Source organism: Rhodanobacteraceae bacterium (genome assembly GCA_016713135.1).
Lineage (GTDB): Bacteria > Pseudomonadota > Gammaproteobacteria > Xanthomonadales > SZUA-5 > JADKFD01.
Window position 1 is genome coordinate 1 of the sequence record JADJPR010000023.1, and the last position, 25,938, is coordinate 25,938.

General features: G+C 65.5%; 21 protein-coding genes, 2 tRNA genes and 4 pseudogenes. 4 read left to right on the top strand and 23 right to left on the bottom strand.

Translation table 11 applies throughout. From position 1 onward, the window contains the following. Positions 1-867, top strand: a pseudogene (locus tag IPK27_19990) (aminotransferase class III-fold pyridoxal phosphate-dependent enzyme). Positions 868-1,348: 481 nt separating this feature from the next. Here the strand turns inward: IPK27_19990 and IPK27_19995 are convergent. From IPK27_19995 to IPK27_20055, 13 genes and pseudogenes are all read right to left on the bottom strand, one after another. Continuing rightward, positions 1,349-1,651, bottom strand: a complete 303-nt coding sequence (locus IPK27_19995; protein ID MBK8069811.1) for a hypothetical protein — start codon at positions 1,649-1,651, stop codon at positions 1,349-1,351. 259 nt (positions 1,652-1,910) lie between these two features. Continuing rightward, positions 1,911-3,065 (bottom strand): diguanylate cyclase, encoded by a 1,155-nt coding sequence (locus IPK27_20000; GenBank protein ID MBK8069812.1) that lies wholly within the window; start codon positions 3,063-3,065, stop codon positions 1,911-1,913. 69 nt (positions 3,066-3,134) lie between these two features. After that, positions 3,135-4,088 carry a prolyl aminopeptidase gene (gene pip, locus IPK27_20005; protein MBK8069813.1) on the bottom strand — a complete coding sequence of 318 codons (954 nt, stop codon included), beginning with the start codon at positions 4,086-4,088 and terminating at the stop codon, positions 3,135-3,137. A 69-nt stretch (positions 4,089-4,157) separates the two neighbouring features. Beyond that, positions 4,158-4,234: transfer RNA gene (locus IPK27_20010), tRNA-Pro, on the bottom strand. 183 nt (positions 4,235-4,417) lie between these two features. Beyond that, positions 4,418-4,801, bottom strand: coding sequence for a MerR family transcriptional regulator (locus IPK27_20015; GenBank protein MBK8069814.1), 384 nt, complete (start codon positions 4,799-4,801; stop codon positions 4,418-4,420). Beyond that, positions 4,782-5,081, bottom strand: a complete 300-nt coding sequence (locus tag IPK27_20020; GenBank protein ID MBK8069815.1) for an integration host factor subunit alpha — start codon at positions 5,079-5,081, stop codon at positions 4,782-4,784. Before IPK27_20020 ends, IPK27_20015 begins: the two co-directional genes overlap by 20 nt. Positions 5,082-5,084: 3 nt before the next feature. Then, positions 5,085-7,457, bottom strand: coding sequence for a phenylalanine--tRNA ligase subunit beta (locus IPK27_20025; protein ID MBK8069816.1), 2,373 nt, complete (start codon positions 7,455-7,457; stop codon positions 5,085-5,087). 197 nt (positions 7,458-7,654) lie between these two features. Then, positions 7,655-8,647 (bottom strand): phenylalanine--tRNA ligase subunit alpha, encoded by a 993-nt coding sequence (gene pheS, locus IPK27_20030; protein ID MBK8069817.1) that lies wholly within the window; start codon positions 8,645-8,647, stop codon positions 7,655-7,657. Positions 8,648-8,760: 113 nt separating this feature from the next. Then, positions 8,761-9,123: a 50S ribosomal protein L20 gene (gene rplT / locus IPK27_20035; protein ID MBK8069818.1), complete on the bottom strand. Its 363-nt coding sequence runs from the start codon at positions 9,121-9,123 to the stop codon at positions 8,761-8,763. 15 nt (positions 9,124-9,138) lie between these two features. Beyond that, a complete protein-coding gene (rpmI, locus tag IPK27_20040; protein MBK8069819.1) occupies positions 9,139-9,336 on the bottom strand; it encodes a 50S ribosomal protein L35 in 198 nt (65 codons plus the stop codon). A 197-nt stretch (positions 9,337-9,533) separates the two neighbouring features. After that, a pseudogene (gene infC / locus IPK27_20045) lies at positions 9,534-10,012 on the bottom strand (translation initiation factor IF-3). Positions 10,013-10,114: 102 nt separating this feature from the next. Continuing rightward, a pseudogene (gene thrS, locus IPK27_20050) lies at positions 10,115-12,023 on the bottom strand (threonine--tRNA ligase). A gap of 178 nt (positions 12,024-12,201) precedes the next feature. After that, positions 12,202-12,276: transfer RNA gene (locus IPK27_20055), tRNA-Val, on the bottom strand. Between the two features lie 528 nt (positions 12,277-12,804). On the opposite strand from IPK27_20055, the gene IPK27_20060 reads away from it, so the two are divergent. Beyond that, the gene (locus tag IPK27_20060) at positions 12,805-13,911 is read left to right on the top strand and encodes a SpoIIE family protein phosphatase (GenBank protein ID MBK8069820.1); all 1,107 of its coding nucleotides are present in this window, start codon (positions 12,805-12,807) and stop codon (positions 13,909-13,911) included. Positions 13,912-14,114: 203 nt separating this feature from the next. Here IPK27_20060 and IPK27_20065 read toward each other — a convergent pair whose 3' ends face one another. The 6 genes and pseudogenes from IPK27_20065 to IPK27_20090 all read right to left on the bottom strand — a co-directional run bounded on the left by IPK27_20065 (position 14,115) and on the right by IPK27_20090 (position 18,654). Then, positions 14,115-14,735, bottom strand: coding sequence for a thioredoxin fold domain-containing protein (locus IPK27_20065; protein MBK8069821.1), 621 nt, complete (start codon positions 14,733-14,735; stop codon positions 14,115-14,117). 110 nt (positions 14,736-14,845) lie between these two features. After that, positions 14,846-15,523 carry an NAD-dependent epimerase/dehydratase family protein gene (locus IPK27_20070; GenBank protein MBK8069822.1) on the bottom strand — a complete coding sequence of 226 codons (678 nt, stop codon included), beginning with the start codon at positions 15,521-15,523 and terminating at the stop codon, positions 14,846-14,848. Positions 15,524-15,525: 2 nt separating this feature from the next. Beyond that, on the bottom strand, positions 15,526-15,990 hold the full coding sequence (locus IPK27_20075; GenBank protein MBK8069823.1) for a DUF3828 domain-containing protein: 465 nt from the start codon (positions 15,988-15,990) through the stop codon (positions 15,526-15,528). A gap of 43 nt (positions 15,991-16,033) precedes the next feature. After that, positions 16,034-16,246, bottom strand: coding sequence for a hypothetical protein (locus tag IPK27_20080; protein MBK8069824.1), 213 nt, complete (start codon positions 16,244-16,246; stop codon positions 16,034-16,036). Continuing rightward, positions 16,231-16,800 carry a sulfite exporter TauE/SafE family protein gene (locus tag IPK27_20085; GenBank protein MBK8069825.1) on the bottom strand — a complete coding sequence of 190 codons (570 nt, stop codon included), beginning with the start codon at positions 16,798-16,800 and terminating at the stop codon, positions 16,231-16,233. Before IPK27_20085 ends, IPK27_20080 begins: the two co-directional genes overlap by 16 nt. Positions 16,801-16,993: 193 nt before the next feature. Further along, positions 16,994-18,654 (bottom strand): annotated as a pseudogene (locus IPK27_20090) (IS1634 family transposase). Positions 18,655-18,835: 181 nt separating this feature from the next. Here IPK27_20090 and IPK27_20095 point away from each other — a divergent pair. After that, on the top strand, positions 18,836-18,982 hold the full coding sequence (locus IPK27_20095) for a hypothetical protein (GenBank protein MBK8069826.1): 147 nt from the start codon (positions 18,836-18,838) through the stop codon (positions 18,980-18,982). Between the two features lie 74 nt (positions 18,983-19,056). Here IPK27_20095 and IPK27_20100 read toward each other — a convergent pair whose 3' ends face one another. From IPK27_20100 to uvrB, 4 genes are all read right to left on the bottom strand, one after another. Next, positions 19,057-20,823, bottom strand: coding sequence for a hypothetical protein (locus IPK27_20100; protein ID MBK8069827.1), 1,767 nt, complete (start codon positions 20,821-20,823; stop codon positions 19,057-19,059). Positions 20,824-21,010: 187 nt separating this feature from the next. Further along, positions 21,011-21,544 (bottom strand): hypothetical protein, encoded by a 534-nt coding sequence (locus IPK27_20105; GenBank protein ID MBK8069828.1) that lies wholly within the window; start codon positions 21,542-21,544, stop codon positions 21,011-21,013. Continuing rightward, complete coding sequence (locus tag IPK27_20110) at positions 21,517-23,127, bottom strand: tetratricopeptide repeat protein (protein ID MBK8069829.1); 1,611 nt, start codon at positions 23,125-23,127, stop codon at positions 21,517-21,519. Before IPK27_20110 ends, IPK27_20105 begins: the two co-directional genes overlap by 28 nt. 85 nt (positions 23,128-23,212) lie before the next feature. Beyond that, positions 23,213-25,246 carry an excinuclease ABC subunit UvrB gene (gene uvrB, locus IPK27_20115; GenBank protein MBK8069830.1) on the bottom strand — a complete coding sequence of 678 codons (2,034 nt, stop codon included), beginning with the start codon at positions 25,244-25,246 and terminating at the stop codon, positions 23,213-23,215. Positions 25,247-25,368: 122 nt separating this feature from the next. Here uvrB and IPK27_20120 point away from each other — a divergent pair, with 122 nt between their 5' ends. Beyond that, positions 25,369-25,914, top strand: a complete 546-nt coding sequence (locus IPK27_20120; GenBank protein ID MBK8069831.1) for a GspH/FimT family pseudopilin — start codon at positions 25,369-25,371, stop codon at positions 25,912-25,914. The last annotated feature ends 24 nt before the right edge of the window (positions 25,915-25,938 follow it).

Here is a 25,938-nt window from a genome sequence, read left to right on the forward strand (position 1 = left end):
GCACCGAACTGCCGGCGCTGTATTCGGATTCCTCGCGCAAGGCCTATGCCGACCACTCCGGCGAGCTTCGCGCACCACAACCACACGATCACCATCGAGCCCTACAGCGTCGAAGGGCTGCGCCAGGCTTTCGCCGATGCCGAAGCCAACGGCTGGCACATCGAGGCGATGTTCCTCGAGCCGGTGATGGGCGAAGGCAACCCCGGTCGCGCGGTCACGCCCGAGTTCTACGCCGCCGCGCGCGAGCTCACCAAGGCGCATGGCACGCTGCTGCTGGTCGACTCGATCCAGGCCGGCCTGCGTGCCCACGGCGTGCTGTCGATCGTCGACTACCCGGGCTTCGAGGGCATGGAAGCGCCGGACATGGAGGCCTATTCCAAGGCGTTGAATGCCGGCCAGTATCCGCTGTCGGTGCTGGCGGTCGGCGAGCGCGCGGCCAAGCTGTACCGCAAGGGCATCTACGGCAACACCATGACCACCAACCCGCGCGCGATGGATGTCGCCTGCGCCGTGCTGGACGGACTGACGCCGGCGCTGCGCGCGAACATCCGCGAGCGCGGCGCCGAGTCATGCGCAAGCTGGGAGCCGTCTCGCGCGAACTGCCCGGCATGATCCACCGGCGTGCAGGGCACCGGCCTGCTGTTTTCCTGCGAGCTGGCGCCGGACTTCAAGTGCTACGGCACCCAGAGCACCGAGGAATACATGCGTGAGCACGGCGTCGGCGTCATCCACGGCGGCGTCAACAGCCTGCGCTTCACGCCCTACTTCAATGTGCGCTCGGATGAAGTCGACCTGGTCATCGACGCGGTGCGCCAGGCGCTGACCGAGGGCCCGCGCCTGCGCCAGCCGGCCGCCCAGGCGGCCTGAGTCCTCGCGCGTGTCGAGCGCGCCCGTCGGCCTGCGTCGTCGACTCGCCAGCCACGGCTTCGAGTCGAACGACGATTACGAGTTCGCGCTGCGCCTGCTGTTCGAGGCGCAGCCGGCCGGCGTGCGCTGTCTCAATGTCGCCGGCGAATCCGGCCGGCGCAAGACCGCCTTCGCGCACGCGCTTGCGGCGGCGCTCGACTACCCGCACGTGCTCTACCACGACTTCTCGCGCAACGAAGCGCCGGTGCCGGCGCTGGTGGTCGACGCTGAAAGCGGCGAGACCCAGACCGCCGAGGCCGCCGCCAGCGCCTTCGACCGGGTCATGACCGAGGCCTGCGCCTATTCCGAGGGCGCGCGGGTGATCCTGATCCTGGACCAGATCCAGGCCAGCGATTTCCAGGACCAGATCGCGCTGTACCAGTTTGCCCAGTCGCGCGAGTGGCAGGGCGTGGTAGGCACGGTGACCGCCAATCCGGCGACCCTACTGCTGGTGCTGATCTCGGAGCAGCCGCTGTACCACTCGTTGCAGAAGATCAGCTTCCGCGTCTGGGCCGACGCCGCCGGCGGCGCGCTTGAGTTCGACCCGAAGGATTTCGGCCTGGGGGTCGAGGCACGCTCCCTGTTCGTCGCGCTGACGGACCTGTTCCGCCAGATCGGACAATCGCCTACGCCCAGCGAATTCCAGCGCATCCTCGACGACCTGCTGGTCCGCGTGCGCAGCCTTGACCAGTTGCGCACCAGCCTGTTCGGCTGGATCGAAAACCTGGACCGCGACCACCTGCATGCGCCCGCGGTCAAGCCCGCGCTCCAGCAGGTGATCGGCGAACTCGACCGCCTGATGGGCGTCGAGGAGATCGAGGTGCGGGCGGATCTAGCGCGGGGAGAAGTCGGCGGGGATCGCCAAAAGCGGGGCGCAGGCCTGGCCTTGGGCCCATGCGGTGGTTCGCTATCGCCGGCTGAGCGACGCCGGTTCCCTGTTGCTCCTGCAGCCGACGCTCTGCGTCCGCTTGGTCCCTTGCCCCTGCCCCTGCCCGCTCTTCTCGTCAGGGCACCTCCTGCACCGACCCCTGCCAGCTGGCCGGTTCCCACCTGTCTCGGACGGAACAGCCGCCCGGCCCATGATCTTCACGCACATCCCCGCCCCTGCCCCCTTTCAACTTGTCTCCCGCGCGGCGCGGCGCGGTCATCGCCGCATCAGCGGCGCGCGCCAGCGTATCGAAGTCGCTGGCGTGTCCGGGAAACATCGCGATGCCGATCGACGTGGTCACCTGCAGTGAATGCTGCTCGATCTCGAATGGCTCAGCGATCAATTGGCAGATCTTGGCCGCGACGTGCGCCGCGCCATCGGCCGCGGTATCCGGCAGGATGATGACGAACTCATCGCCGCCCTGGCGGGACACCGTGTCATGCTCGCGCACTGCCGAGAGCAGGCGTTCGGCGACGGCCACCAGCAGGAGATCGCCAACCCGATGCCCCAGCGTGTCGTTGATCTCCTTGAAGTGATCCAGGTCGAGGAACATCAATGCCAACGGCGCCTCGGTGCGCCGGGCCAGGCTCAAGGCCTGCGTGGCACGGTCCACCAGCAGGGCGCGGTTGGGCAAACCAGTCAGTAAGTCGTAGTGCGCTAGTCGCTGAATCTGCTGCTCTGCTCGGCGTCGTTCCGTGATGTCGCTGAAAATGCTGACGTAGTTACGAGTCTGCCCGTCGTCGTCCGCCACCCGGGTGATCGACAGGCTCTCCGCGTACAGGCTGCCATCGCGGCGCCGGTTCCAAAGTTCGCCGCGCCAGCTTCCTTCGCGCTCGATGGCCTCCCACATCTCGCGATAGAACGCGGCTTCCTGCATCCCCGACGACAGCATCCTCGGGTTGCGGCCGAGCGCCTCGGATTCCGGGTAACCGGTGATGGTGGTGAACGCCGGATTGACCATCACGATATTGTGGTCGGCGTCGGCAATGATCACGCCTTCGCGACTGTGCTTGAACACCGTGGCTGCCAATCGCATGCGCTCCAACTCGCGTCCGGAGCGCGGCTTCACCGCACGCCACCAGAACAGTTGCGCCAGCGCGGCCGCCAGCAAGGCGAACTTCGCGCCCAACGGCGGCCACGTCCACACCAGGCAAACCAGCGCCACTGCCCACAGCAGCGCCGCGATGGCCTGTCCGGTGCCTCGGCGAAAGCGTCCGCGTCGACCACTCATTTCTTGCCGCCCCTGCACGGCCGTCGGATCAAGCAGACGCCCTGATTACCGCCGCGGCCTTGTCGCCGGTCAAACGCCGGCGAATCGATCCGTCGCCAGGATCAGTTCGTGCAGGTTACCGGGCTCGAAGGCGGAATGACCGGCGTCCGGCACGATACGCAGGTCGGCTTCCGGCCAGGCCTGCTTCAGGTCCCAGGCGGAACGCATCGGACACACCACGTCGTAACGCCCCTGGACAATGACTGCCGGGATGCCCTTGAGCCGGTAGGCGTTCGCCAGCAACTGGTCGTCGCGATCGAAGAAGCCGCCGTTGACGAAGTAATGGCACTCGATGCGCGCGAAGGCCAGCGCGAACAGATCGCCAGCGGAGGCTTCGATGTGCGCTGGATCCTGGTACAGGAAACTGGTGCTCCCTTCCCACACCGACCAGGCTTTGGCCGCATCCAGGCGAACCTGCGGGTCGGCGGAGGTCAGTCGCCGGTGGTAGGCGCTCATCAGGTCGCCACGCTCGACTTCCGGAATCGCCGCGAGGTAGGTGTCCCAGGCATCCGGGAACAGCGCGTCCGCGCCGGCCTGGTAGAACCACTCGAGTTCCCAGCGGCGCAGCATGAAGATGCCGCGCAATACCAGCTCGGTGACGCGCTGCGGATGGGTCTGCGCATAGGCCAGCGCCAGGGTGGAGCCCCAGGAACCGCCGAACACCTGCCAACGCTCGATCTGGAGCGCCACACGCAGCTTTTCGATATCACCCACCAGGTGCCAGGTGGTGTTCGCTTCCAGGCAGGCATGCGGCGTGGAACGGCCGCAACCGCGCTGGTCAAACAGCACTATGCGGTATCTGTCCGGGTTGAAGAAGCGCCGCGCCTTCGAATTGCAACCCGCGCCCGGGCCGCCATGCAGGAACACCACCGGTTTGCCGGCCGGGTTGCCGCACTGCTCGTAGTAGATCTCGTGGCCATCGCCCACCGGCAAGGTGCCAGTTGCATACGGTTCGATCTCGGGATAGAGCTGGCGGCGATCCATGGCGTTTCTCCGGCTGCAAACGAAAACGGCGACACGGTCAGGCCGGTCGCCGTCGAATGGATCCTTCGTTGGTCGGGGCGGAGAGATTCGAACTCTCGACCCCTACAACCCCATTGTAGTGCGCTACCAGGCTGCGCTACGCCCCGACCGAAGGAGCGCGGAGACTAGCGCATTGTGGGCGGGATGGGTAGGTGTATCCCGGTGCAGGTTGTTGGTGTTGGTGTTGGTGTTGGTGTTGGTGTTGGTGTTGGTCAGAGCAGACGGTGCGAGTCGGCGTCTCCGCCGCCCAAACCAACACCAGCAACCCACACCAACACCGCTTCAAACCGTCAGCGCAGGATTTCCAGCACCGCCTCCAGATCGATACGCATCTGGCGCACCAGTTCCGCGGGGACCTTGGTCTCAATGGGTGGCGGCGCAGCGGCGGCAGCCGCCGCTCGCGTGGCCTCGCCTTCCAGACGCTGGCGCGCGCCGCCGATGGTGAACCCCTGGTCGTACAGCAAGGAGCGGATCTGCCGGATCATCAGCACGTCGTGGCGCTGGTAATAACGACGGTTGCCGCGGCGCTTGACCGGCTTCAGGCTGGGGAACTCCTGTTCCCAATAGCGCAGCACATGCGGCTTCACGCCACACAGCTCGCTGACCTCACCGATGGTGAAGTAGCGCTTCGCTGGAATCGGTGGTAGCTCGCTGTTACTGCCCGGATCCAGCATAAGCCTCTACTCGCGCCTTGAGCTTCTGCCCTGCCCTGAACGTCACTACGCGCCGCGCGGAGATCGGAATCTCCTCGCCGGTCTTCGGATTGCGGCCCGGGCGCTGGTTCTTCTGGCGCAGGTCGAAATTGCCGAAACCGGACAGCTTGACGTTCTCCCCCTTCTCCAGCGCATCGCGGATGACGTCGAAGAAGATGTCGACGAACTCCTTGGCCTCGCGCTTGTTCAGGCCTACGTCCTCGAACAACCGCTGGGCCATCTCGGCCTTGGTCAGCGCCATCCCCTAACTCCGCAACTGAGCCCCGAGTTCCGCCGCTGCACGCTCAACCACAGCGGCCACCAGACGGTCCACATCCGCGTCCCCTAGAGTGCGCGAGTCGTCTTGGAAAATCAAGCCGATAGCGAAACTTTTGCAGCCGGTTTCGATCCCAGCGCCGCGGTATACGTCGAACAGGCGCAGCTCGCGCAGCAAGCCGCCAGCTGCCTCGCGGACCACCCGCTCCAGCGCGGCGTGGGCCACCGATTCGGCCACCACCAGCGCCAGATCGCGGCGGACGGACGGGAAACGCGAGAGCTCGCGCGCCAGCGGCATCCGCCGCTCACGCACGCCCTCGAGATCCAGTTCGGCCAGCAATAACTCGCCGTCCACATCCAGCCTGCGCGCCAGCTCGGGATGCAGCGTGCCCAGGCAACCGATGACCCGGTCGCCCCGGCGCAGTTCTGCGCGCCGGCCGGGATGCAGGTAATCCGGACCGCCGGCATGCCAGCTGGCGCCGTGGTCGTCGCCCAGCAGGGCCTCGATATCTCCCTTCACATCGTAGAAGTCGACATTGCGCGCGCGCTCGCCCCATTGCTCGGGACGCGCAGCGCCGCTGGCGACGATCGCGAGCAACTCGGTCTCCACCGGTGCACCGTCTGTACCGAGCACATAGCGGCGACCGATTTCGAACAGGCGCACCCGCGCCTGCTGGCGGTTCTGGTTGCGCACCAGCGCCGACACCAACCCAGGCAGCAGCGAGGTGCGCATCGTGGCCAGTTCCGCCGACAGCGGGTTGGCCAGGGTGATGGCATTCGCGTCGAGGCCCCAGCGCACCAATTCATCGGCGCCGAGGAAGGCGAAGGTCAACGCTTCGGCGTAATCCCGCGCCACCAGGCGTTCCTTCAGGCGAGTCAGCGGCAGGCGCGATTCGCTGACCGGCAGCACCACCAGCTCGCCGCGCGGGGCGACGGTCGGGATCTGCTCGTAACCGTGGATGCGCGCCACTTCCTCGATCAGGTCTTCCTCGATCCCGATGTCGAAGCGCCAACTCGGCGGCACCACCTGCCAGCCATCCGCCGTGGCCTCCACTTGCATGCCGAGCGTGGCAAGGATGCGCTGCACCGCGTCGCGCGGAATCTCGATGCCGAGCACGCGGGTCAGGCGCGCGTGGCGCAGGCCGACCGGCTTGCGCTGGGGCAGTTCGGCGTCCAGCACCGCCTCGACCACCGGACCGGCGCTGCCGCCGGCGATCTCGAGCAACAGCGCAGTGGCGCGCTCCAGCGCCAGGCGCGGCAGCTCCGGGTCGACGCCGCGCTCGAAGCGGTGCGACGCATCGGTGTGCATGCCCAGCCGGCGCGCGCGGCCGCTGATCGCACCCGGTGCGAAGTGTGCGCTTTCGAGAAACACGCGGCGGGTGCCGTCGGTGATGCGGCTGCCGAAGCCGCCCATGACACCGGCGAGCGCCACCGCGCCAGCGTCGTCGGCGATCACCAGGAACTCCGGATCCAGCGTCACCTCGCGGCCATCGAGCAGGGTGCAGGGCTCGCCGGCGGCGGCGCGGCGCACCTGGATGCCGCCCTGAATGCGGTCGGCGTCGAAGGCATGCAGCGGCTGGCCGAGTTCCAGCATCACATAGTTGGTGACATCCACCAGCGCGCTGATCGGGCGCAGGCCGGCGCGGCGCAGGCGCTCCACCATCCAGCCCGGCGTGCGCGCGGCGCTGTCGAGGCCGCTGATCACGCGACCGCAATAGCGCGGGCAACCGGCGCCCGGCACCAGCGAGATCTTCAGTTCCTCGGCGTGCGCCGCCGGGACTGGCGTGATCGCAGGCAAATTCGCCGCCGTGCCGAGCTCTGCGGCGACTTCCATCGCCAGCCCGCGCATGCCGAGGCAGTCGCTGCGGTTCGGGGTCAGGCTGAGTTCGATGATCGCGTCGGGGAGACCGAGGTAAGCCGCAAAACCCGTGCCAGTGGGCGCATCGCCCGGCAGTTCCAGCAGGCCGGAGGCGTCTGCATCGGTGCCGAGTTCCTTGGCCGAGCACAGCATGCCGAAGGACTCGACACCGCGCAGCTTGGCCGCCTTGATCTCCAGCCCGCCCGGCAGCCTGGCGCCGACGGTCGCGACCGGCGCCTTCAGGCCCACTCGCGCATTCGGCGCGCCGCAGACAATCTGCAGCGGCGTACCCGCCTCGATGTTGACCGTGCACACACGCAGGCGATCAGCATTCGGATGCTGCACCGCCTCGACGATCTCGCCGATGACCACGCCATCCAGCGACTCGCCCAGCACCTCGGTAGCCTCAACCTCCAGCCCGCACATCGTCAGCCGATGCGTCAGCTCTGCGCGCGTGGCAGGAATATCAACCAGTTGCCGCAACCAGTTCTCGGAAAACTTCATATCTGTTCAGTCTTCTCTGGGGCCCTGGCGCGTGAACTTTGCGCTTCGATCGGGCTGGAAAAGCGTAGGACGCAAAGGACGCAAAGTTGGAAAGAAAGGACGCAAAGGAGAGCTGGTCCCGGGTTCGCATCGAGTCTCGCGCCCCCTCTTTCGCTTCTCTCCGCGTCCTCCGCGTCTCCGCGTTGAATGGGTTGGTCTCAGGCGAACTGCCCAAGGAACCGCAAATCGTTCTCGTAGAAGGCGCGCAGGTCGGTGACGCCGTAGCGCAGCATGGCGAAGCGCTCAACGCCCAGGCCAAAGGCGAAGCCGGTGTAGCGCTCGGCATCGATGCCGCAGTTGCGCAGCACATTCGGGTGGACCATGCCGCAGCCCAGCACCTCCAGCCAACGCTCGCTGCCATCGGGCAGTTCCCAGTTCATCAGCACATCCGCGGACGGCTCGGTGAACGGGAAATACGACGGGCGGAACAGCAGCTTCGGTTCTCGCTCGAAGTAGGCGCGCACGAAGTTCAGCAGCGTGCCCTTGAGGTCGGCGAAGTTGATGTCCTCGCCGACGACCAGGCCTTCGACCTGGTGGAACATCGGCGAATGGGTCTGGTCCGAGTCGCTGCGATAGACCTTGCCCGGCATGATCACGCGGATCGGCGGTTGCTGCTGCTGCATCACGCGAATCTGCACCGGCGAGGTGTGGGTGCGCAGCAGGCGCCCGTCGGGGAAATAGAAAGTGTCGTGCATCGTCCGCGCCGGATGGTCCGGCGGGAAATTCAATGCCTCGAAGTTGTACCAGTCGCTCTCGATCTCCGGGCCGTCGGCCACGGTATAGCCCAGGCGCTCGAAGATGCCGACGATGCGGTCAAGCGCGCGGGTGATCGGATGCAGGCCGCCCAGCCCGATCTGGCGACCCGGCAGGCTGATGTCGATGCGCTCGCGCTCCAGCTTGGCGGCCAGCGCCACCTGGTCGAGCGCCGACTTGCGTTGGTTCAGCGCTTCGCTGATCGCATCGCGCACGCGGTTCACTTCCGCGCCGCGCGTCTTGCGCTCTTCCGGCGACAGGCTGCCGAGGGTCTTCAGCATTGCGGTGACGCTGCCGGACTTGCCGAGCAGTTCGACGCGCAAGGCGTCGAGCGCCGCGAGGTCGGCGGCGGATTCGATGCGCGCCTGCGCACCGGAAAGCAGTTGATCGAGACTCATGGGGATCCCGGAAACGCGAACGGGGAAAAGCGAGCTTCTCCCCGTTCGTCGAACGCTTGCGCATGGTTGGCAGACGCGCCGACGATCCGGCGCGCCCGCTTTCAGCTCATGCCTCAGGCGGCGGCGAGCTTCGCCTTGGCCTGGTCGGCAACCGCCTTGAACGCGACCATGTCGTGCACCGCCAGATCGGCCAGCACCTTGCGGTCGATCTTGATCCCGGCCTTCGACAGGCCGTTGATCAGACGGCTGTAGCTCATGCCGCACAGACGGGCCGCTGCATTGATGCGGACGATCCACAGCGAGCGGTACTCGCGCTTCTTCAGCTTGCGACCAATGTAGGCGTACTGCAGCGCCTTGGTCACCGCCTGCTTGGCGACGCGATAGACCTTGCGGCGGGCGTTGTAGTAGCCCTTCGCGCGCGACAGCAGCTTCTTGTGGCGCGCACGCGCCGTTACACCACGCTTCACTCGTGCCATTTTCGAAATCCTCCCTTATGCGTAAGGCAGCATGCGTGCCACGCGACCTGCGTCTTCCGCCCGAACCAGGTTCGGAGCGCGCAGGCCACGCTTACGCTTGGTGGACTTCTTGGTCAGGATGTGGCTCTTGAACGCGTGACCACACTTGAACTTACCGCCACCGGTCTTGCGGAAGCGCTTGGCCGCCGCCCGGTTGCTCTTCATCTTCGGCATTGTCTTTCCTTCACTCACTTGGTTGAGCCAGCGGGTGACCAGTGTTGCCACTGGTACTTTCCTGATCCGTACCCGTTTGGCTGCGTGATTCCGGTTGCCCGGAGGTTGCCCGGCCGTCAGCGGCCGGAGGAGCAGCGGCCCGCCTTACCCTGGCAGGCCGGTCGGCGACGATAGACTGTCGCCCATAGAGCAGGCGATCAGGCCTGCACTGGTTTCTTCTTCGGCGAGATCATCATGCTCATCACGCGTCCTTCGACGCGCGAGCGCTGTTCGACCACGCCGTCCTCACCCACCTCCTTGGCGATCCGCGAGAGCATCGCGTCGCCAAGGTCGATGTGCGCCAGCTCGCGTCCGCGGAAGCGCAGATTGATCTTGACCTTGTCGCCTTCTTCGAGGAAGCGGCGGATCGCCCGCATCTTGACGTCGAAGTCGCCGTCGTCGGTACCCGGCCGGAACTTCATTTCCTTGATTTCGACCTGCTTCTGCTTCTTCTTGGCCAGGTTGGCCTTTTCGGCAGTTCGAACTTGTACTTGCCGAAATCCATGATGCGGCAGACCGTCGGAGCGGCATTCGGCACGATCTCGACCAGGTCAAGCCCGGCGTCCTGCGCCATGCGCAAGGCCTCGAAGCGGGACAGGATTCCAACCTGCTCGCCGTCAGGGCCGATCACGCGAATCTGCGGGACACGGATTTCTTCATTCTTCCGGGTGGGGCGTTCCAGGACAGCTATGGCGGCAACTCCTTGAAAATCAAACCGATGGGTCCGGCATCGGCACCGTCAACGGGCGCTGTGCGCCAAGTCTGCGCGCAAGCGTCCGGCGAACTCCGCAACCGTCATGACACCGAGATCCTCACCGGTGCGCAGGCGGACGGAGACGCTTCCCGATTCCTTCTCGCGCTCACCAGCGACGAGCAGGTACGGGATCTTCTGCAACGTGTGCTCGCGGATTTTATAGCCGACCTTCTCGTTCCTCAAGTCCGCAATGACGCGGAAATGCTGATCTGACAGGCTTTTGGCCACGCCAGCGACATATTCGGCCTGTCCGTCGGTGATTCCCATCACCACCGCCTGCACCGGGGACAACCAGGCGGGCAGTGCGCCCGCGTGGTTTTCGATCAGGATGCCGATGAAGCGCTCCATCGACCCGACGATCGCGCGGTGCAGCATCACCGGGTGACGGCGCTGGCTGTGCTCGTCGACGTATTCGGCGCCCAGGCGCCCCGGCATCATGAAATCCACCTGCATGGTGCCGAGCTGCCAGGTGCGCCCGATCGCATCCTTCAGGTGGTACTCGATCTTCGGACCATAGAAGGCGCCCTCACCCGGCAGTTCTTCCCAGGCGACACCGGCGCTGCGCAGAGCTGCCCGCAGGGCCTCCTCGGCCTTGTCCCAGGTGGCGTCGTCGCCCAGGCGCTTCTCCGGCCGCAGCGCGATCTTGATCTGCGGCTCGCCGAAACCGAAGTCGGCATAGACCTTCAGCGCCTGTGCGTGGAAGGCCGAGACCTCGGATTCGACTTGCGACTCGGTGCAGAAGATGTGGCCGTCGTCCTGGGTGAATCCGCGCACACGCAGGATGCCGTGCAGCGCGCCCGAAGGCTCGTTGCGATGGCAGGAGCCGAACTCGCCGTAGCGGATCGGCAAATCGCGGTAGCTGTGCAGGCCGTGGTTGAACACCATGGCCGGGGCAGTTCATCGGCTTGAGCGCGTACTCGCGCTTTTCCGACTCGGTGAAGAACATGTTCTCCTGATAGTTGTCCCAGTGGCCCGATGCCTTCCACAGGGACACGTCCAGGATCTGCGGGCAGCGCACTTCCTGGTAACCGGCGCTGCGGTAGACCCCGCGCATGTACTGTTCGATGGCCTGCCACAGCGCCCAGCCCTTGGGGTGCCAGAACACCATGCCGGGCGCCTCGTCCTGCATGTGGAACAGGTCCTGCTGCTTGCCGATGCGCCGGTGGTCGCGCTTTTCGGCTTCCTCCAGCTGGGTCAGGTAGGCGGCGAGATCCTTCTTGTTCAGCCAGGCCGTGCCGTAGATACGCTGCAGCTGCTGGTTCTTCGAGTCGCCGCGCCAGTAGGCGCCGGCCACCTTCATCAGCTTGAAGGAACCCAGCTTGCCCGTGTTGGGCACGTGCGGGCCGCGGCAAAGGTCCACCCAGTCGCCCTGTCCGTACAGCGAGATCTCCTCGCCCGGCGGGATGATGTCGTCGATGATCTCGGCCTTGAACAGCTCGCCCTTGGCCTTGAAGAAGTCGATCGCGGCGTCCTTGGCCATCACGCTGCGCTGCACCGGCAGCGCCTCGGCCACGATCTTCGCCATTTCGGCCTCGATCGCTGCGAGGTCGTCCGGCGTGAACGCGCGCTCGAAGGCAAAGTCGTAGTAGAAGCCGTTGTCGACCACCGGGCCGATCGTCACCTGCGCGCCGGGGAACAGGCGCTGGGTGGCCTGCGCCAGCAGGTGCGCGGTCGAATGGCGCACGATTTCCAGCGCGTCGGGGTGCTTCTCGGTGACGATCTCGAGCTTGCTGTCCTGCTCGATGCGGAAGCTCAAGTCGACCAGCTTGCCGTCGATCTTGCCGGCCAAGGCCGCCTTGGCCAGGCCCGGGCCGATGCTGGCGGCGACATCGCCGATCGACAGCGCTTGTTCGAAGGAACGGATGGAACCGTCTGGGAGTTGGACATTCAACATGGGACTCTCCTGCCGCCGCGCGCACAGCGCCACACGGCTGGAACAGATCGAAGGGCAAATCCGGGCACAAAAAAAGGCGCCGAGCGCCTTTGATTGCTGCATCGAGGACACTCAGGCCGTCAGTGGTTGATCGCCGTCTTAGTGCTCATGTGCCACCTCGCTGCGTTTGCCGAACTCTTGGTGGGCGCAACAGGGATCGAACCTGTGACCCCTACCATGTCAAGGTAGTGCTCTACCGCTGAGCTATGCGCCCAAGAGAGCCCGGAACTATAGCGAAGGGAATTGCGTTCGCCAAGGGGGCATGGCGCGAGTGTCGGATTGATTTCCGGTTGTCGGTGGTCGGTGGTCGCCAGCAAAGCCTGCACACCGCGGCCTTGCCCGCGACCTTTCCAACGGCCGCCGGAAGAGGTCGCGGCTGAAGCCGTTCCCACCATCGAACAATCATTATGACATTGATTTTGCTTGGAAACATCCGGATGACAAGGGGCGCGAGGGCACGCAAAAGCGCTCTATCGCACCAAACAGGCTCTTGCGTGCCCTCGTGCCCTCGTGCCCTCGTGGCCTCGTGCCCTCATGCCATCCAGTTCGATGCGCGAACAAGCGCAGCGCCAGGGACGGAACTCCCGCAGGTCCTCGGCACACCGGATCCAATGGCGACAACCGACAACCGACGGTCAGGTCCCCTGCACTTCTGAACCGCAAGCCTCATCCCCCGCACAACCTCCCGCAACGGCGCAACACTGGTAACCTGCGCACCATCACGAATTGTGCACGGGTTTCCATGTTGTCCATCCGAGTCCGCCTGCAGTGCACCGATGCGCTGGGCGCCACGCAACTGCTCGACATCACCAGCGGCGGAGTTGCCGGGCGCGATCCGGCGGGCGACATCGTGCTCGAGCACCCGACCGTTTCGCGCAAGCACGTGCGCTTCAGCGTGCGCGTGGACGAGATCGAGGTACAGGACCTCGGCAGCGCGAATGGCACCTTCGTCAACAACCGCCCGCTCGACCAGCGCCCGGTGTTGCTCGCCGACGGCGACCAGTTGCGTCTGGGTCATTTGCACCTGCGGGTGTTCATCTCACCCGGCGGCGAGGCCCTGAGCCCGCTGGCGATGACGCACGTCCCATCCAGCCGCGACCAGACCACGGTGCCCGGCGGCTCGCGGGTGGAGCCGCAACTGCTGCTCGCACGGATCTCGCAGCGGCGGATGCTGTCCGACCCGCCCCCGGCAATCGAGGGTTATGAAGTAGGCCAGGTGATCGTGCCGGCGCTCGGCGTCGGTGGCGACTTCATCCATTGGGCGATCGCCAACGACGGCCGCCAGGCCGTCGTGATGGGCGATGTCTGCGGCAAGGGCGTCGCGGCCGCGATGTACATGGCTTTCGTCAGTGGCATGCTGTTCGAGATCGTGCCCGCCTGCGGCTCGCCGGAATCGATCCTGCGCCGGCTCAACCGCTCCTTGCACAAGGTGGTCGAACCCGGTTTGTTCATCACTGCGATGGCGGTGATGCTCGATCCGCACCAGCACACCATCGAGATTGCCTGCGCCGGGCATCCGGCGGGATTGCTCAAGCTGGCTGGCGGCGAGGTGATCGAACTCGGCATCGACCCCGGCCTCGCGCTCGGCCCCGAGCGCGATCCGGATATCGGCGTGCTGCACCGGGCGATGGCAACCGGCGAGGTGCTGATGGTCACCACCGACGGCGTCGAGGAAGCGCAGAGCCCGGATGGCCGCGAACTCGGCCGCGAGCGCGTGCTCGAAGTGCTGAAAGCCGCCGCCGGCGCCGCCGATGCCGCGCGGCGCCTGCAGTCGACCATTACCGAGCACGCCGGCTCGGCGCGCCAGCACGACGATCTGACCATCGTGACCCTGGAGCGGTGTGCCTGATCTGGGTTGTGGGTTGTGGGTTCTGGGTTTTGGGCAGCGAAGCAGAAGCGGCGACGCGGGAGCGGTGCCGCTGTTGGTTCTCCTCGTCGGGATCTCCGCGCGGCGCGCCTACATCGCCGCATCCAGCCGCTGGCTCAGTTCCGCCGGTGGCACGAAGCCGAGCATGACGGTGCCGTCACTGGCAACAATCGTGGGTGTGCTGGTCAGGCCGAGCTCTGCGCCAGCGCCAGGTTGTCGGCGATCGGGTTCGGGCAGATCTTCGGTTCGACGGGCTCACCGCGCTTGGCCAGGGTCAGCGCATTGCGGCGATCATCCGCACACCACACCGACACCGATTCCTGGTAGGCCGGCGACTGCAGGCCGCCGCGCGGGAACAACACGTATTCGACGCTGATGCCGGCCTGGTTGTAGGCACCCACCTGCTCGTGCAACTTGCGACAGTAGCCGCAGTCGATGGCGGTGAACACGGTCACCGCATGCCGCGGCTGTTCCGCAGCAAAACTGATCTTGTGGTCTGCCGGGAGCGCCGCGATCGCCTCGCGGCGGCGGTCCGTGCGTGCCAGTTCGGTCAGGTTCTCCTTCTTCGCCACCCGCGCCAGGGCACCCGACAGCAGGTATTCGCCATCGGCACTGACGTAGACATCGGAGCCGTTCACCACGGCGGTGTACCAGCCCGCCATCGGCGCCGGCGCAATGGATTCAATGGTGGCGTCGGGCACGAGGCGGGCGACGGCGGCCCGCGCCTTGGCATCGTCGCCGGCCTCCGCAGACGTCGTGGCGGTAAACGCAACAGCGGCCAGCCCGAGACTGAGCAAGATTCGCATGGATCACTCCTGAAGGTTGCCGGAGCGGCAACGTGGCGATGGAGTGAACACCGTGTCTCGCAGTTCCACCCTGGCGCCGAACGGTGTCTGTCGCGCGCCGAACGGTGCGCTCAGCCGCGCCGGGCCAGGTCTTCGATCCCCACATTGTCCCAGCGCCGGGTGCCCGGCCCGGCGTCTTGCAGCAGCACCACCAGCGCCGCGGCAACAGCAGCCGATTCGACCGCCCGGTAGCGTCGCAACGGCCCGCGCAACAGCGGGTTGTAGAGCGGCGCCAGGCGCTGGGCGAAGTGCTCGCCGGGACGGCGCTCGCCACGCGCGCCGAGCAGCAGCCCCGGCTGGAGGAAATCGCAGCGTTCGAATCCGAGCGCCTCGATGCCCGCCTCCATCTCGCCTTTGACCCGCAGGTACAGGTTGGACGAGCCTGCCACAGCGCCGACCGACGACACCACGACGGCATGCCGTGCGCCGCGGCGGCGCGCCAGTTTGGCCAGCGCCAGCACCAGGTCGCGGTCGACTGCGGCGAAGGCAGCGGCCGAACCGGCCTTCTTCAGGGTGGTTCCGATCGCGCAGGCGAAGGCGTCCAGGGTCGGCAGGTCGCCCTCGATGCGCGCCAGCGTCGCCGCATTGTCAAGGTCGCCCACCGCCACCTGCAGACGCGCGTGGCGCACGCCGAGGTCGCTGCGCGCCGGCACGCAGACCGTCCAGTTCCCGGCGCGCAGCAGCCGCTCGAGCGCCTGCTTGCCCACCAGCCCGGTCGCGCCCGCCAGCATCAGCGCAGATGTGGCCATGGTCATTCCCCGCGCAGGGTCTTGCGCAGCGTGCTGTCCTCGCCGTACTCGATGTCGTCGATCCGCCAGGCCTCGCCATCCAGCACCACGCGGTAGGCGATCTCGACCGGATTACCGGCGTTCTCGAAGCGCACCAGCGCGACGGTGGCGTTGCCGCTGACCTTGGCGACCGCGACGTCCATCGTTCCGAGATCGGTTTCCTGCGCGTTGTAGAAAGGATCGAAGTCCAGGTTGCCGAGTTCCTCCGGATCGGGCCGGTCGATCTCGCGTTCCAGGGCCTCCACCAACGACGCAGTGAAGAACACCCGCCGCTCCGCCTTGCCTTCGCTGCGCAACAGCGGACCGTCGCCCTCGGCGTGGACCCGGTACAACTCGCGCATCAAGGCCTGCGGCGAGTCGTTCGGCGCATCGCCCCAGGCGGGCGCCGCGATCAGCACGCAGACCGCCGCCAGCAGGTATCGACACATGGGATTCTCCGATGCGTGGGCATGGCCGCCATCTTACGCCGGCTCAGCCGCGGATCAGGTCGACCGCCACCTTGGCGGTCAGCGCGCAGACCACGCCGAGGAAGACCCAGCGGATGAAGCGGCTGCCGCGCAGGATGGCCATGCGGCTGCCGATCTGGCTGCCGGCCATGTTGCCGATGATCAGCGGCAGCACCACGATCCAGCGCACATAGCCGCCGAGCAGCAGGACCGTCCAGGAACTCAGGTCCGCGGCCACGTTGGCCGCCTGACACCGCCGACGCACGCAGGAAGTCGAGACCGATGACGCTGACGAAGGCGAACACCATCAGGGGTGCCGGTGCCCGGGCCGATCAGCCCGTTGTAGAAGCCGGTGGCTGCGCCGACCAATCCGGCGACCATCCATTGGACGCGCCCGGCGAAGCGCGGCTCATGGTGCTGGCCGAGGTCCTTGCGCACGAAGGTGTAGACCGCCAGCAGCACGCACATCGCCAGGATCGACCACTTCAGCAACTGCGGGTCGGTGCGCCTGGCGAGCATCGCGCCCAGCGCCGAACACGGCAGCGCCGCGCCGCAGGCGGCGAGCACCAGCGGCCACGGCAGGCTGACGTGGCGGAAGTAGTTCCACGCCGCCACCGAGGTGCCCATGATCGAACTGGTGCGCTGGGTGGCGATGATGTTGAGGATCGCCCATTCGGGGAACAGGTTGACCATCGCCGGGGTCATGATCAGTCCGCCGCCGCCGACGATGCTGTCGAGCAGGCCCGCACCAAAGCCGGCCAGCATGGCCAGCACGAAAGTCCACGCATCCATGCGCATCAGGTCCGACCGCGAAGCGCGGATTCTCGCCTGTACGCGCGGCGGCAGCGCGGACATTTTGCTGACGCGCGGGGCTCACGCACCCATCGCAGGCCATGTCAGCATCCCCGAGTTCGACACTTATCCGACTTAAGTAATTGATTCGTAGCGCATCCGGTATCCCCGGTTGCCACTACGATGGCGTCGATCAGCTCGTCTGGAGGGCTTTGGTGTCGGGCAACGGCAGGTCCAGTTGCTGGAAGATCGAGCGGGTTTCCTCGCCGGTGGCGGTCAGTCCGCTCACGGTCTTGCCGTCGGCGGTGAACCGGTGCAGTTGGATGGCCTTGAGCTTGCGCAGCGCGGCTGCCGGGCTGAACTCGGTCAGTTTCGGACGCATGACCCGGTGCAACAGCAACGCGAGGAAGCAGATCAACGCGTGCGCGCGGATGCGCTCGGGGAGCCGGTGATAGACCGGCGCCAGCGCGATGTCCTGCTTGAGCACACGGAAGCCGCGCTCGATGTCCGCCAGGCGCTTGTAGCGTTCCACCACCTCGACGGCTTTCAGGTCGCGCACGTTGGTCAACAGGATCAGCTTGCCGTCGAAGGCTTCCTGGCGTGCCAGCGCCGCTTCGTCCAGGTGCCAGCTGAAGCTGTCGGCGCGCAAGTCGGCTTTGAGGATCTTCGACAGATGTGCTTCCCTCACCGCTGTGATGAAGCGCAGGTAGGCGCCGCGGTCGCTGGCTTTGCGGCCGCGGGCCTTCTTGCCCTGATCCTGGCGCTCCAGCTTGTCCACCGCAGACTGCGCCTGCGCCTCGATGGCCGCGATCCGGGCGCGGCGCTGCGCAGTCTGTTCGGCTGCCACGAGAGGGTCGTGCGCCACTACCATGCGATAGCCGCCCGCTTCGGTCTCCAGCACCTTGGGCGCGGTCGCATCGACGCACGTTCGCGCCAGTTCCACGACCGATCCATGAAGTCGCCGTAACGGCGCGCTGGCACCGCGATGATCCAGGACAGCTCGACACCCTTCGGCAACTTCAGCGCCTCCAGGGCCGCGATCTGATCCAGACTCAGCATGCCGCGATCGGCCACCAGCACCACGCGCTTGACCGCATAGCGCGCCAGACTGCGCTGGATCATCGGCAACAAGGTGCTCACCTCGCCGACATCGCCGGGGAACACCTCGAAATCCAGTGGCATCCCGCAGCCGCTCTGCACCAGCCCCAGCGCGAACTGACGCGCGATGCCGCCGGTGTCCTTGTTTATGCCAAAGGCACGCACATCGTCCGCCAGTCTGGTCTCGCCCTGGATGCGCACATTGGTCAGGTCGTAGAACACCAGGTTCAGGTCCTGATCCAGCAGCGGTCGCACCAGCCCAGCCAGCCGCGACAGGATCGTGCCCGCATGGGCATCCAGCACATCCATGGTCCGCAACAGACGCTGGTGGGTCACTTCGTCTGGCACCACGCCAGGGACGATGACTTCTTCCAGCCAACGCAGCACGCCGAGCTTGGAATCCGCGTCGCACAGGCGATTGATCACCATCAGCCGCGTCAGCGTGTCGACATCGAGCTTGGCGTCCGAGCGCGTCAGCCCGCGCAGGCAGCGCGAAAGACCCAGGCGATCCCAGAGCGCCGACAGCAGCCACGGTCCGCCCACTTCCAGCGATCGCTGGAAGGTTGGCGCCGCCGGCGGCCCGCGACCGGCCGCGCGGCTCAGGCTGGCGATAAGGCGATCGAGCTTGTCCTGTGAGTCCTCGACCCGGCCGAGGTTGGCGACATGCCGGTGGCGAGCAACGCCATCGGCATCCCGGAAGGCCTCGACGAGCTGGATGTACTGCCTCGGGCCGGACTTGGTGATCTTCGCGAACATGCCGCCACGGTATCACGCCACAACAGCGTATTCCATGGTGTTCAAGCTGAACGCGTGCCACTACACGATAGTTGCGGAATCGGCATCCTCAGACAGCGCAAGCCATTGATCCTGCAAGACCAACCCGGCAACGAGGGACCGCGAAACGGGCAAAAGGTGTCGAACTCGGGAGCATCCGGCCATGGAGATGCAGACCGACATCGTCGGCTATCGCTTCGGGCGGGTCGAGCTTGACCTCGCGCGCGGCTGCCTGCGCGTGGACGGCAGCGATGTCTCCGCCACTGGTGCGCGGCCTGATGTCGGCCTGGGCCCGCCAACGGCGCGGTGACCGGCGTCGAGCGCCTGCTGTGCCTTGCCGAGCGAGACGACCGCTTCGGGCACCTCGCTCAGTAGCCGCTTCCCTCAGCGACCTGTGGCACCGCCATCGAGTACTGCCAGCGCTGCCTCGGCTTCTGCATCGCCGCGGGCGACTGCCGCAGACAAGACCTGCCTTGGCGTGGCGCCATTGGCACAGGGTTTCTGGATGTCGGCACCGGCCTTCATCAAAAGGGCCAGACTGCGGTCATCGTTTCGCGCGGCGGCGCCGCATACGGCAGTATCCTTCCAGAGGAAATTGATGGGAATGTTCACGTCCTTGATGGATGGCAGAACCTCCGACAAGGAGTCCGCACGGCGATAGTGGATAGCGCAAGCAAACAGCGCCTGGTCCAATTCACCCGCAACCGTACCGCCCGACATCGCTGTTCGTACCGCGGCGATGATCGAAGAGTCGCGCGCTCTGCAGGCTGCGAATCCGATCTTCTCGGGATAGAAGCTCGCCTTGATCACGGCCTTGGCGACTTCGACGCGGGCAGTTAGGGCTTCCGATCGTCCCGTCGCGTCCAGCACGCGCGCCAGGTTCATGATCGCGCGGTGCCGCGTCAGTTGACGGTTGCCTGCGGCGACGATGGCAGCTCGATAGAGCCTCTCGGCGTCTGCATATTGCTTCTGGGCGTATGCAAGGTCGCCCTCAAACTGGGCCAACATCGCGTTGGCGGGATCGATCCGTCGCGCATGCGCATAGTGCTCGGCCGCCTTCTTGTCGTCGAGCTTGAGGAATTCGACATACCCAGCAAGGGCACGTACGTCTGCATCATCTGGTGCCACCGCGAGTGCGCGCTCGATGGCGATCTCCGCATGGCTATAGTCTCGCGAACCGGACGGCAGGTCGGAATCTCTCACCAAGCGCGGATCCCTAGGACGCTTGATGCCCGGCTTCTCCAATGCAAACATGACCTCGAACTTCGCAAACAGTGATGCGATTCTCGGGTTGTCCGGATCGCGCAAGGCCAAGTCGTTGAGACGGCCGCGCAAAGGCTGCTTCGTGTGGAAAGTTCCGACGGCTTCGATCTGGTCGGCGATTTCATCCAGTAGAGCAGCGATCGCATCATTGCCCAAGTGCACGACCACCGGCGCTATGCGCGTCCTCATCTGCTCCCCGAGAAGCTCGATCCAGTCTCGTTGGGCACCGGAGTAGGTCGCCGCCAATGCACGATAATAGGCCTTTCCGGGACCCGATTCGGCCCACTCCAGGAATGCCTCGATGTCGCTGTCCGGAACCTCTGATAGACGCCGGGCAAGGCGCACGTCCACCCCGATTTGTTCCGGCTCTTGCTGAGGCGCCAGGGACTCCATCATGAAGAAATTGCCCGTCTTCAAGGGATCCAGCTCGAGCTCGACCTCGGCGACAATGCGCTGGATGCCCCGTTGCTTCGCCGCAGCGAGATCGAATTTGCCCGTGGCCGTCCAGAGTCTCTGCAGAAGCTCTCGCCGCCGGCCGCTCGGCGCCGGTCCGGTTGTTGCTATTGACGCCTCAGTCATGATGGCGTCATGCACCTGGTGCAGGCGCGCATTTGCGGCCCAAGCCTCCCAGGCTTCGATCATTGGAGGAATTCGCGAATACCGAGTGAAATCACAAACGGATTGCTTGCGCAGCACCTCCTCGGAAAACAGGGTATCGAGCACCAGGCCTACATCCGCGAGTGCATTTGGATTGCGGGCCGAGAGAACGCGCTCGATTTCACCCCGAAGGATGCGAAAGTGCGTTTGCGCCCGCACCAAGTCGCCGCTCTGGCTCACGATGGCAATGGTTCGCTTGTACGCGGGGTAGTCGACGCCACGATCAGTCATGCAGTTTCTGGCGGTGGACCTCACCGGATCGTAGGCGATCGGATCAGGTTGGCCGGACTGTGGCGCCGTCCCGTTCGTGCACCCGGACAGCGTGAAAATGGCAAGAGCAACACTCAAGGACCAATAACGCATGAAACCACCGGTTTTCCTGTGCAATCGGGCAAGGGGGCGCCCTGCGGGACGGAGGTCAGCGGCCATCATCCTGACCTTCCAGCAACTGGAGCATGTCTGCGGCAGCCTTTCTGAACGACGGTTCCGCATGCGGGCGTGTAGCACGCTCGGCCAGTTGCTCTCGTACAGTCTTGCCATCGCCACAGGGAGTCACGACGTCAGGCTTCGCCTTCAGGAGCGTGCCGAAAACGATGGGATCCATCTGGCCGACAGCGCTGCATACGGGTCGTTCCCCGTGCATCGAGACGTTGGGTTGATTGATGTCCTTGACCATCGGCAGGATCTGCTTGATGAATTCATGATCGTTACTCTCAATGCCACAGGCGAGCAGTCGATCGGAGGCCGCGTTCGGCTGGTCACTTCCCGCGACTACGTCCGCAGCGACGAGGACACGTACGCGAGAGGAGCAGGCCGCCTCCACAACCTCAGCCGACGTCTTGGCGAGTTCATACGCCCGCAGCACTTCGCGTGAGCGCTGTGCGGGAACAGCTTCGCCGGCACGAAGCAGTTGCAGACGGACCATCACATCGCGTTTGTTGTGGGGAGCCAACTGTCGGGCACAGGCGAGATCAGGGCTTCAATCTCGGCTGCCGCGCCATCGGACTGGACAAGCCGGTACGCGTGTTTCAGTCGGAAGTCCCACATGTCCGGATGACGCTCGAGCTGATCGTTCGCGAGTTGCCTGAAATCGCTTTCCCGCCCCTGCTTGGCGAGCACTATCCGCAGTCTTTCCAGCGAAAAGTGATGATCGAAGGCCCGTACTTCCGGAGCGGCGATTATCTGTCGGTACACCCGCTCCGCCTGCGCATAATCGCCGCCGACATAAGCAAGGTCTGCCTCGAAATACGCAAGCGCCGGGCCCTGCGGATCGATTTGCCGCGACCGCGCATACAACTTGGCGGCTTCTTCATCTCGCGACAGCATGAACTGCACGCGACCGAGATACAGGATCGCCTGAGCGTTCTCCGGGTCAATCTCGAGCGCACGACGCAAGTGCTTTTCGACCTCGGCATAGCGTTCCGGGTTTGCGGAATGCGTACGATCGATCAGGGGACGGATCTGGAAATCGTCCTGCATGAAAGCGGGCGGCAAACTGGCCAGCGCAACCCGGGCGAGCAGGACCTGTACCTCGGCGTTGTCCGGATCCAGACGTTCGGCCTGAACCAACAGTGTCCTTGCCTCGGGAACCACCACGCGAGTACCTACCTGGTCGAATACCCGTCGAGCTGCCACAAGGAGGCGCCTCGCCTCCTCGGGGTCTCTCATGATCGTGTTCTGCCCGGCAAAAGGCCTGAGCGTCGCGGCAACCCGTTGAGTCCAAGGCTCCAATTGCATGCGGAGTTCGCGCAAGGTCGTGTAATACGCTTGGCCCTCCCGCGATTCCGCGAAGATGAGGAAACGCTGCAACTCTTCATCGGATGCGTTTTTCAACGCACCCCCGAGGAAATGGTCAACAAGAACTTGCTCCGGCGGCACACCGAGGTTGCGCGGATTCATCGCCAGATCTTGCTGCAGCGACGACGCGGGATCCATCGCAGCCTCCGCGACGGCGACAATCCGCCACCTGAGCGCGGCCATGGCATGCTGGTAACCAGGCAGATCGACTGCACGAGAGACTCTCTGAAGGTGCGCGCGACGGTTTTCGGTCAGGGATTGATTGCGAGCCGGGATAGCGCCACTCACGTCGATGTCAACTATGGCGGCGTGGATCTCGCGCATCCGTGGGTCCAACGACCAGGCTTCCCACGCCTCGAATGCTGGCTGGACCATGTCAAAACCGCTGAAGGCGCACAAGGTGAGCGTCTCGATCTCGCTGACAGAGAACACTCCGTCCAGGGCTGAATCAAAGCGCTTGCGGGTGGCGGGATCGGACTTGTCCAGTCGCGCACCCAGCAGGCCCCTGAGTTGCTGGAAGAAGTCCTGGAAGCGTTCCACCTCGCCATTGCGTCGCAGCGTTGCGGCAATGATCGAAAATCCGTCGAGATCCGGACTTCTTTGCGGGCAATCCGGAACTTTCTCGCCGGGGGAGGCATTGCCGGCTGACTGGATCGAAAGCGGCGGCTGTGGGTCGTATGTCTCCGAACATCCGGTCACCAGCAAGATCGCCGCAAGACTGAGAGATCTGGTACGCATATCAATTCGTCACTTTTTCGTATCGAGCGAGAATAGCGCATGCATCAGCGTCCATTGCGTCGTCATTTCGCGACTGCCCCCGGCCTCAGAGCAAACCCTGCGCCTTGATCTTGCGGATCTCGTCGCGCACCCGGGCGGCTTCCTCGAACTCCAGGTTCTGCGCGTGCTTGAACATCTGGTCCTCGAGCTTCTTGAGCTTGGTCCCGAGTTGCTCGGGCGACAGCGCGGCGTAGTCGACGCGCGGCTCGGCGACGCCGACGGCGCGTTTGCGGCCTCGCGTCGTGTCCGTTGCGGGAACCTCATTCGCAGCAGGCTCGCGCGCGCCCTCCATGACATCGGTGACGGCCTTGACGATGCTGCGCGGGATGATGCCGTGGGCCAGGTTGTACTCAACCTGCTTCTGTCGCCGGCGGTCGGTCTCCTCCAGCGCGCGGCGCATCGAGTCGGTCACCCGGTCGGCATAGAGGATGGCCTTGCCGCGCAGGTTTCGCGCGGCGCGGCCGATGGTCTGGATCAGCGAGCCGGTGGAACGCAGGAAGCCCTCCTTGTCCGCGTCCAGGATCGCCACCAGCGAGACCTCGGGCATGTCCAGGCCTTCGCGCAGCAGGTTGATGCCGACCAGCACGTCGAACTCGCCGAGGCGCAGGTCGCGGATGATCTCGACGCGCTCGACGGTCTCGATGTCCGAGTGCAGGTAGCGCACCTTGATGCCGTGTTCGGACAGGTATTCGGTCAGGTTTTCCGCCATCCGCTTGGTCAGCGTGGTGACCAGCACGCGGTCGCCCTGGGCTACGCGCAGATGGATCTCGGACAGCAGATCGTCGACCTGCGTGGCGACCGGGCGGATCTCGGTCGCCGGATCGATCAATCCGGTCGGGCGCACCAGTTGCTCGACCACCGCGCCGTCAGTCTGGCGCAGCTCATACGGGCCCGGCGTCGCGGAGACGAAGATGCTGCGCGGCGCGCGACGCTCCCATTCCTCGAAACGCAGCGGGCGGTTGTCCAGCGCCGACGGCAGCCGAAAGCCATAGCCCACCAGGGTTTCCTTGCGCGAGCGGTCGCCCTTGTACATCGCGCCGAGCTGCGGGATGGTCACGTGGCTTTCGTCGACCACCAGCAGCGCATCGGCCGGCAGGTAGTCGAACAGGGTCGGCGGCGCCTCGCCCTCGGCGCGCCCGGTCAGGTGGCGCGAGTAGTTCTCGATGCCGTTGCAGTAGCCGATCTCGGCCATCATCTCGAGGTCGAACTGGGTGCGCTGCTTGAGCCGTTGCGCCTCGACCAGCTTGTTCTCCGCGTACAGCACCTCCAGGCGCTCGGCGAGCTCGGTCTTGATCGTCTCCACCGCGTCCAGCACATTGCGCCGCGAGGTGACATAGTGCGATTTCGGATAGATGGTGAAGCGCGGCAGCTTGCGCAGGATCTCGCCGGTCAGCGGGTCGAACAGCGCCAGGTTCTCGACTTCGCCGTCGAACAGCTCGATGCGCAGCGCTTCCTTGTCGCTCTCCGCCGGGTGCACGTCGATGATCTCGCCGCGTACGCGATAGCTGCCGCGGCGCAACTCGTAGTCGCCGCGGGTGTACTGCAGCTCGGTCAGGCGGCGGATGATCTCCCGGTCGGGGATCCGGTCGCCGCGCACCAGGTGCAGCACCATGTTGAAGTACTGGTCGGGATCGCCCAGGCCGTAGATCGCCGAGACCGTGGCCACGATCAGCGCGTCCTTGCGTTCCAGCAGGGCCTTGGTGGCCGATAGCCGCATCTGCTCGATGTGCTCGTTGATGCTGGCGTCCTTCTCGATGTAGGTGTCGCTGGACGGGACGTAGGCCTCGGGCTGGTAGTAGTCGTAGTAGGAAACGAAATACTCCACCGCGTTGTCCGGGAAGAACTCCCTGAACTCGCCGTAGAGCTGCGCCGCCAGCGTCTTGTTCGGTGCCAGCACCAGGGTCGGCCGCTGGACCTGCTGCACCACATTGGCGATGGTGTAGGTCTTGCCGCTGCCGGTCACGCCGAGCAGTACCTGGTGCGCCAGGCCGGCGCGGAAACCAGCGACCAGTTGCTCGATCGCCCGCGGCTGGTCGCCGGCAGGCGGAAACACGGACTTCAGTTCGAAACGGTCGGACAAGGGTCACTCCGGCGGTCGTCGGGCGCGCTGTAGGCAGATTCCGACACGCGAATCGGAATGCGCCGGCTGTCGCGCGGGAGGCGCGAGCCTAGCGTATCGGAAACCCCGACCGGAGCCCGCCGATGTCCTCTCCCCGCCATGCCCCTGGCCACAGCCGTGGCCTGAGTGCGATCGAACTGCTGGCCGTGCTGGCCGTGACCAGCGTGGTGCTGTCGATCGCCGTGCCCTACCTCCGCGGGGTGAACGCCAACACCCGCCTGAGCAGCGCCAGCAATGCGCTGGTGGTCGCGCTGCAGCGCGCACGCGTCGAGGCAGTCAGCACCGGGCGCAACACGGTGCTCTGTCCCAGCCTGAACGGAACGCAGTGCAGCGACAGCAGCGACTGGTCGCGCGGTTGGCTGATCTACCGTGACCAGAACCGCAACACCCGCTTCGACGCGGGCGAGCCATTGCTCCAGGTACAAATGCTGGACAGCGCGCAGCTGAGCGTACGCAGCAACAATGGCCGGCGCTGGGTGACCTATCGTAGCCTCGGCGAGTCCGAAGGCGCGAATACCACCTTCGTGTTCTGCAGCCGGCAGGATCCGGCGCGCGGGAGGCAGGTGATCGTGGCCAATTCGGGTCGCGTGCGCACGCTGAACCACGCGCCGCCTGACGGGTGCCCCTGAACCGCAAATCCACCTAGTCGAGAT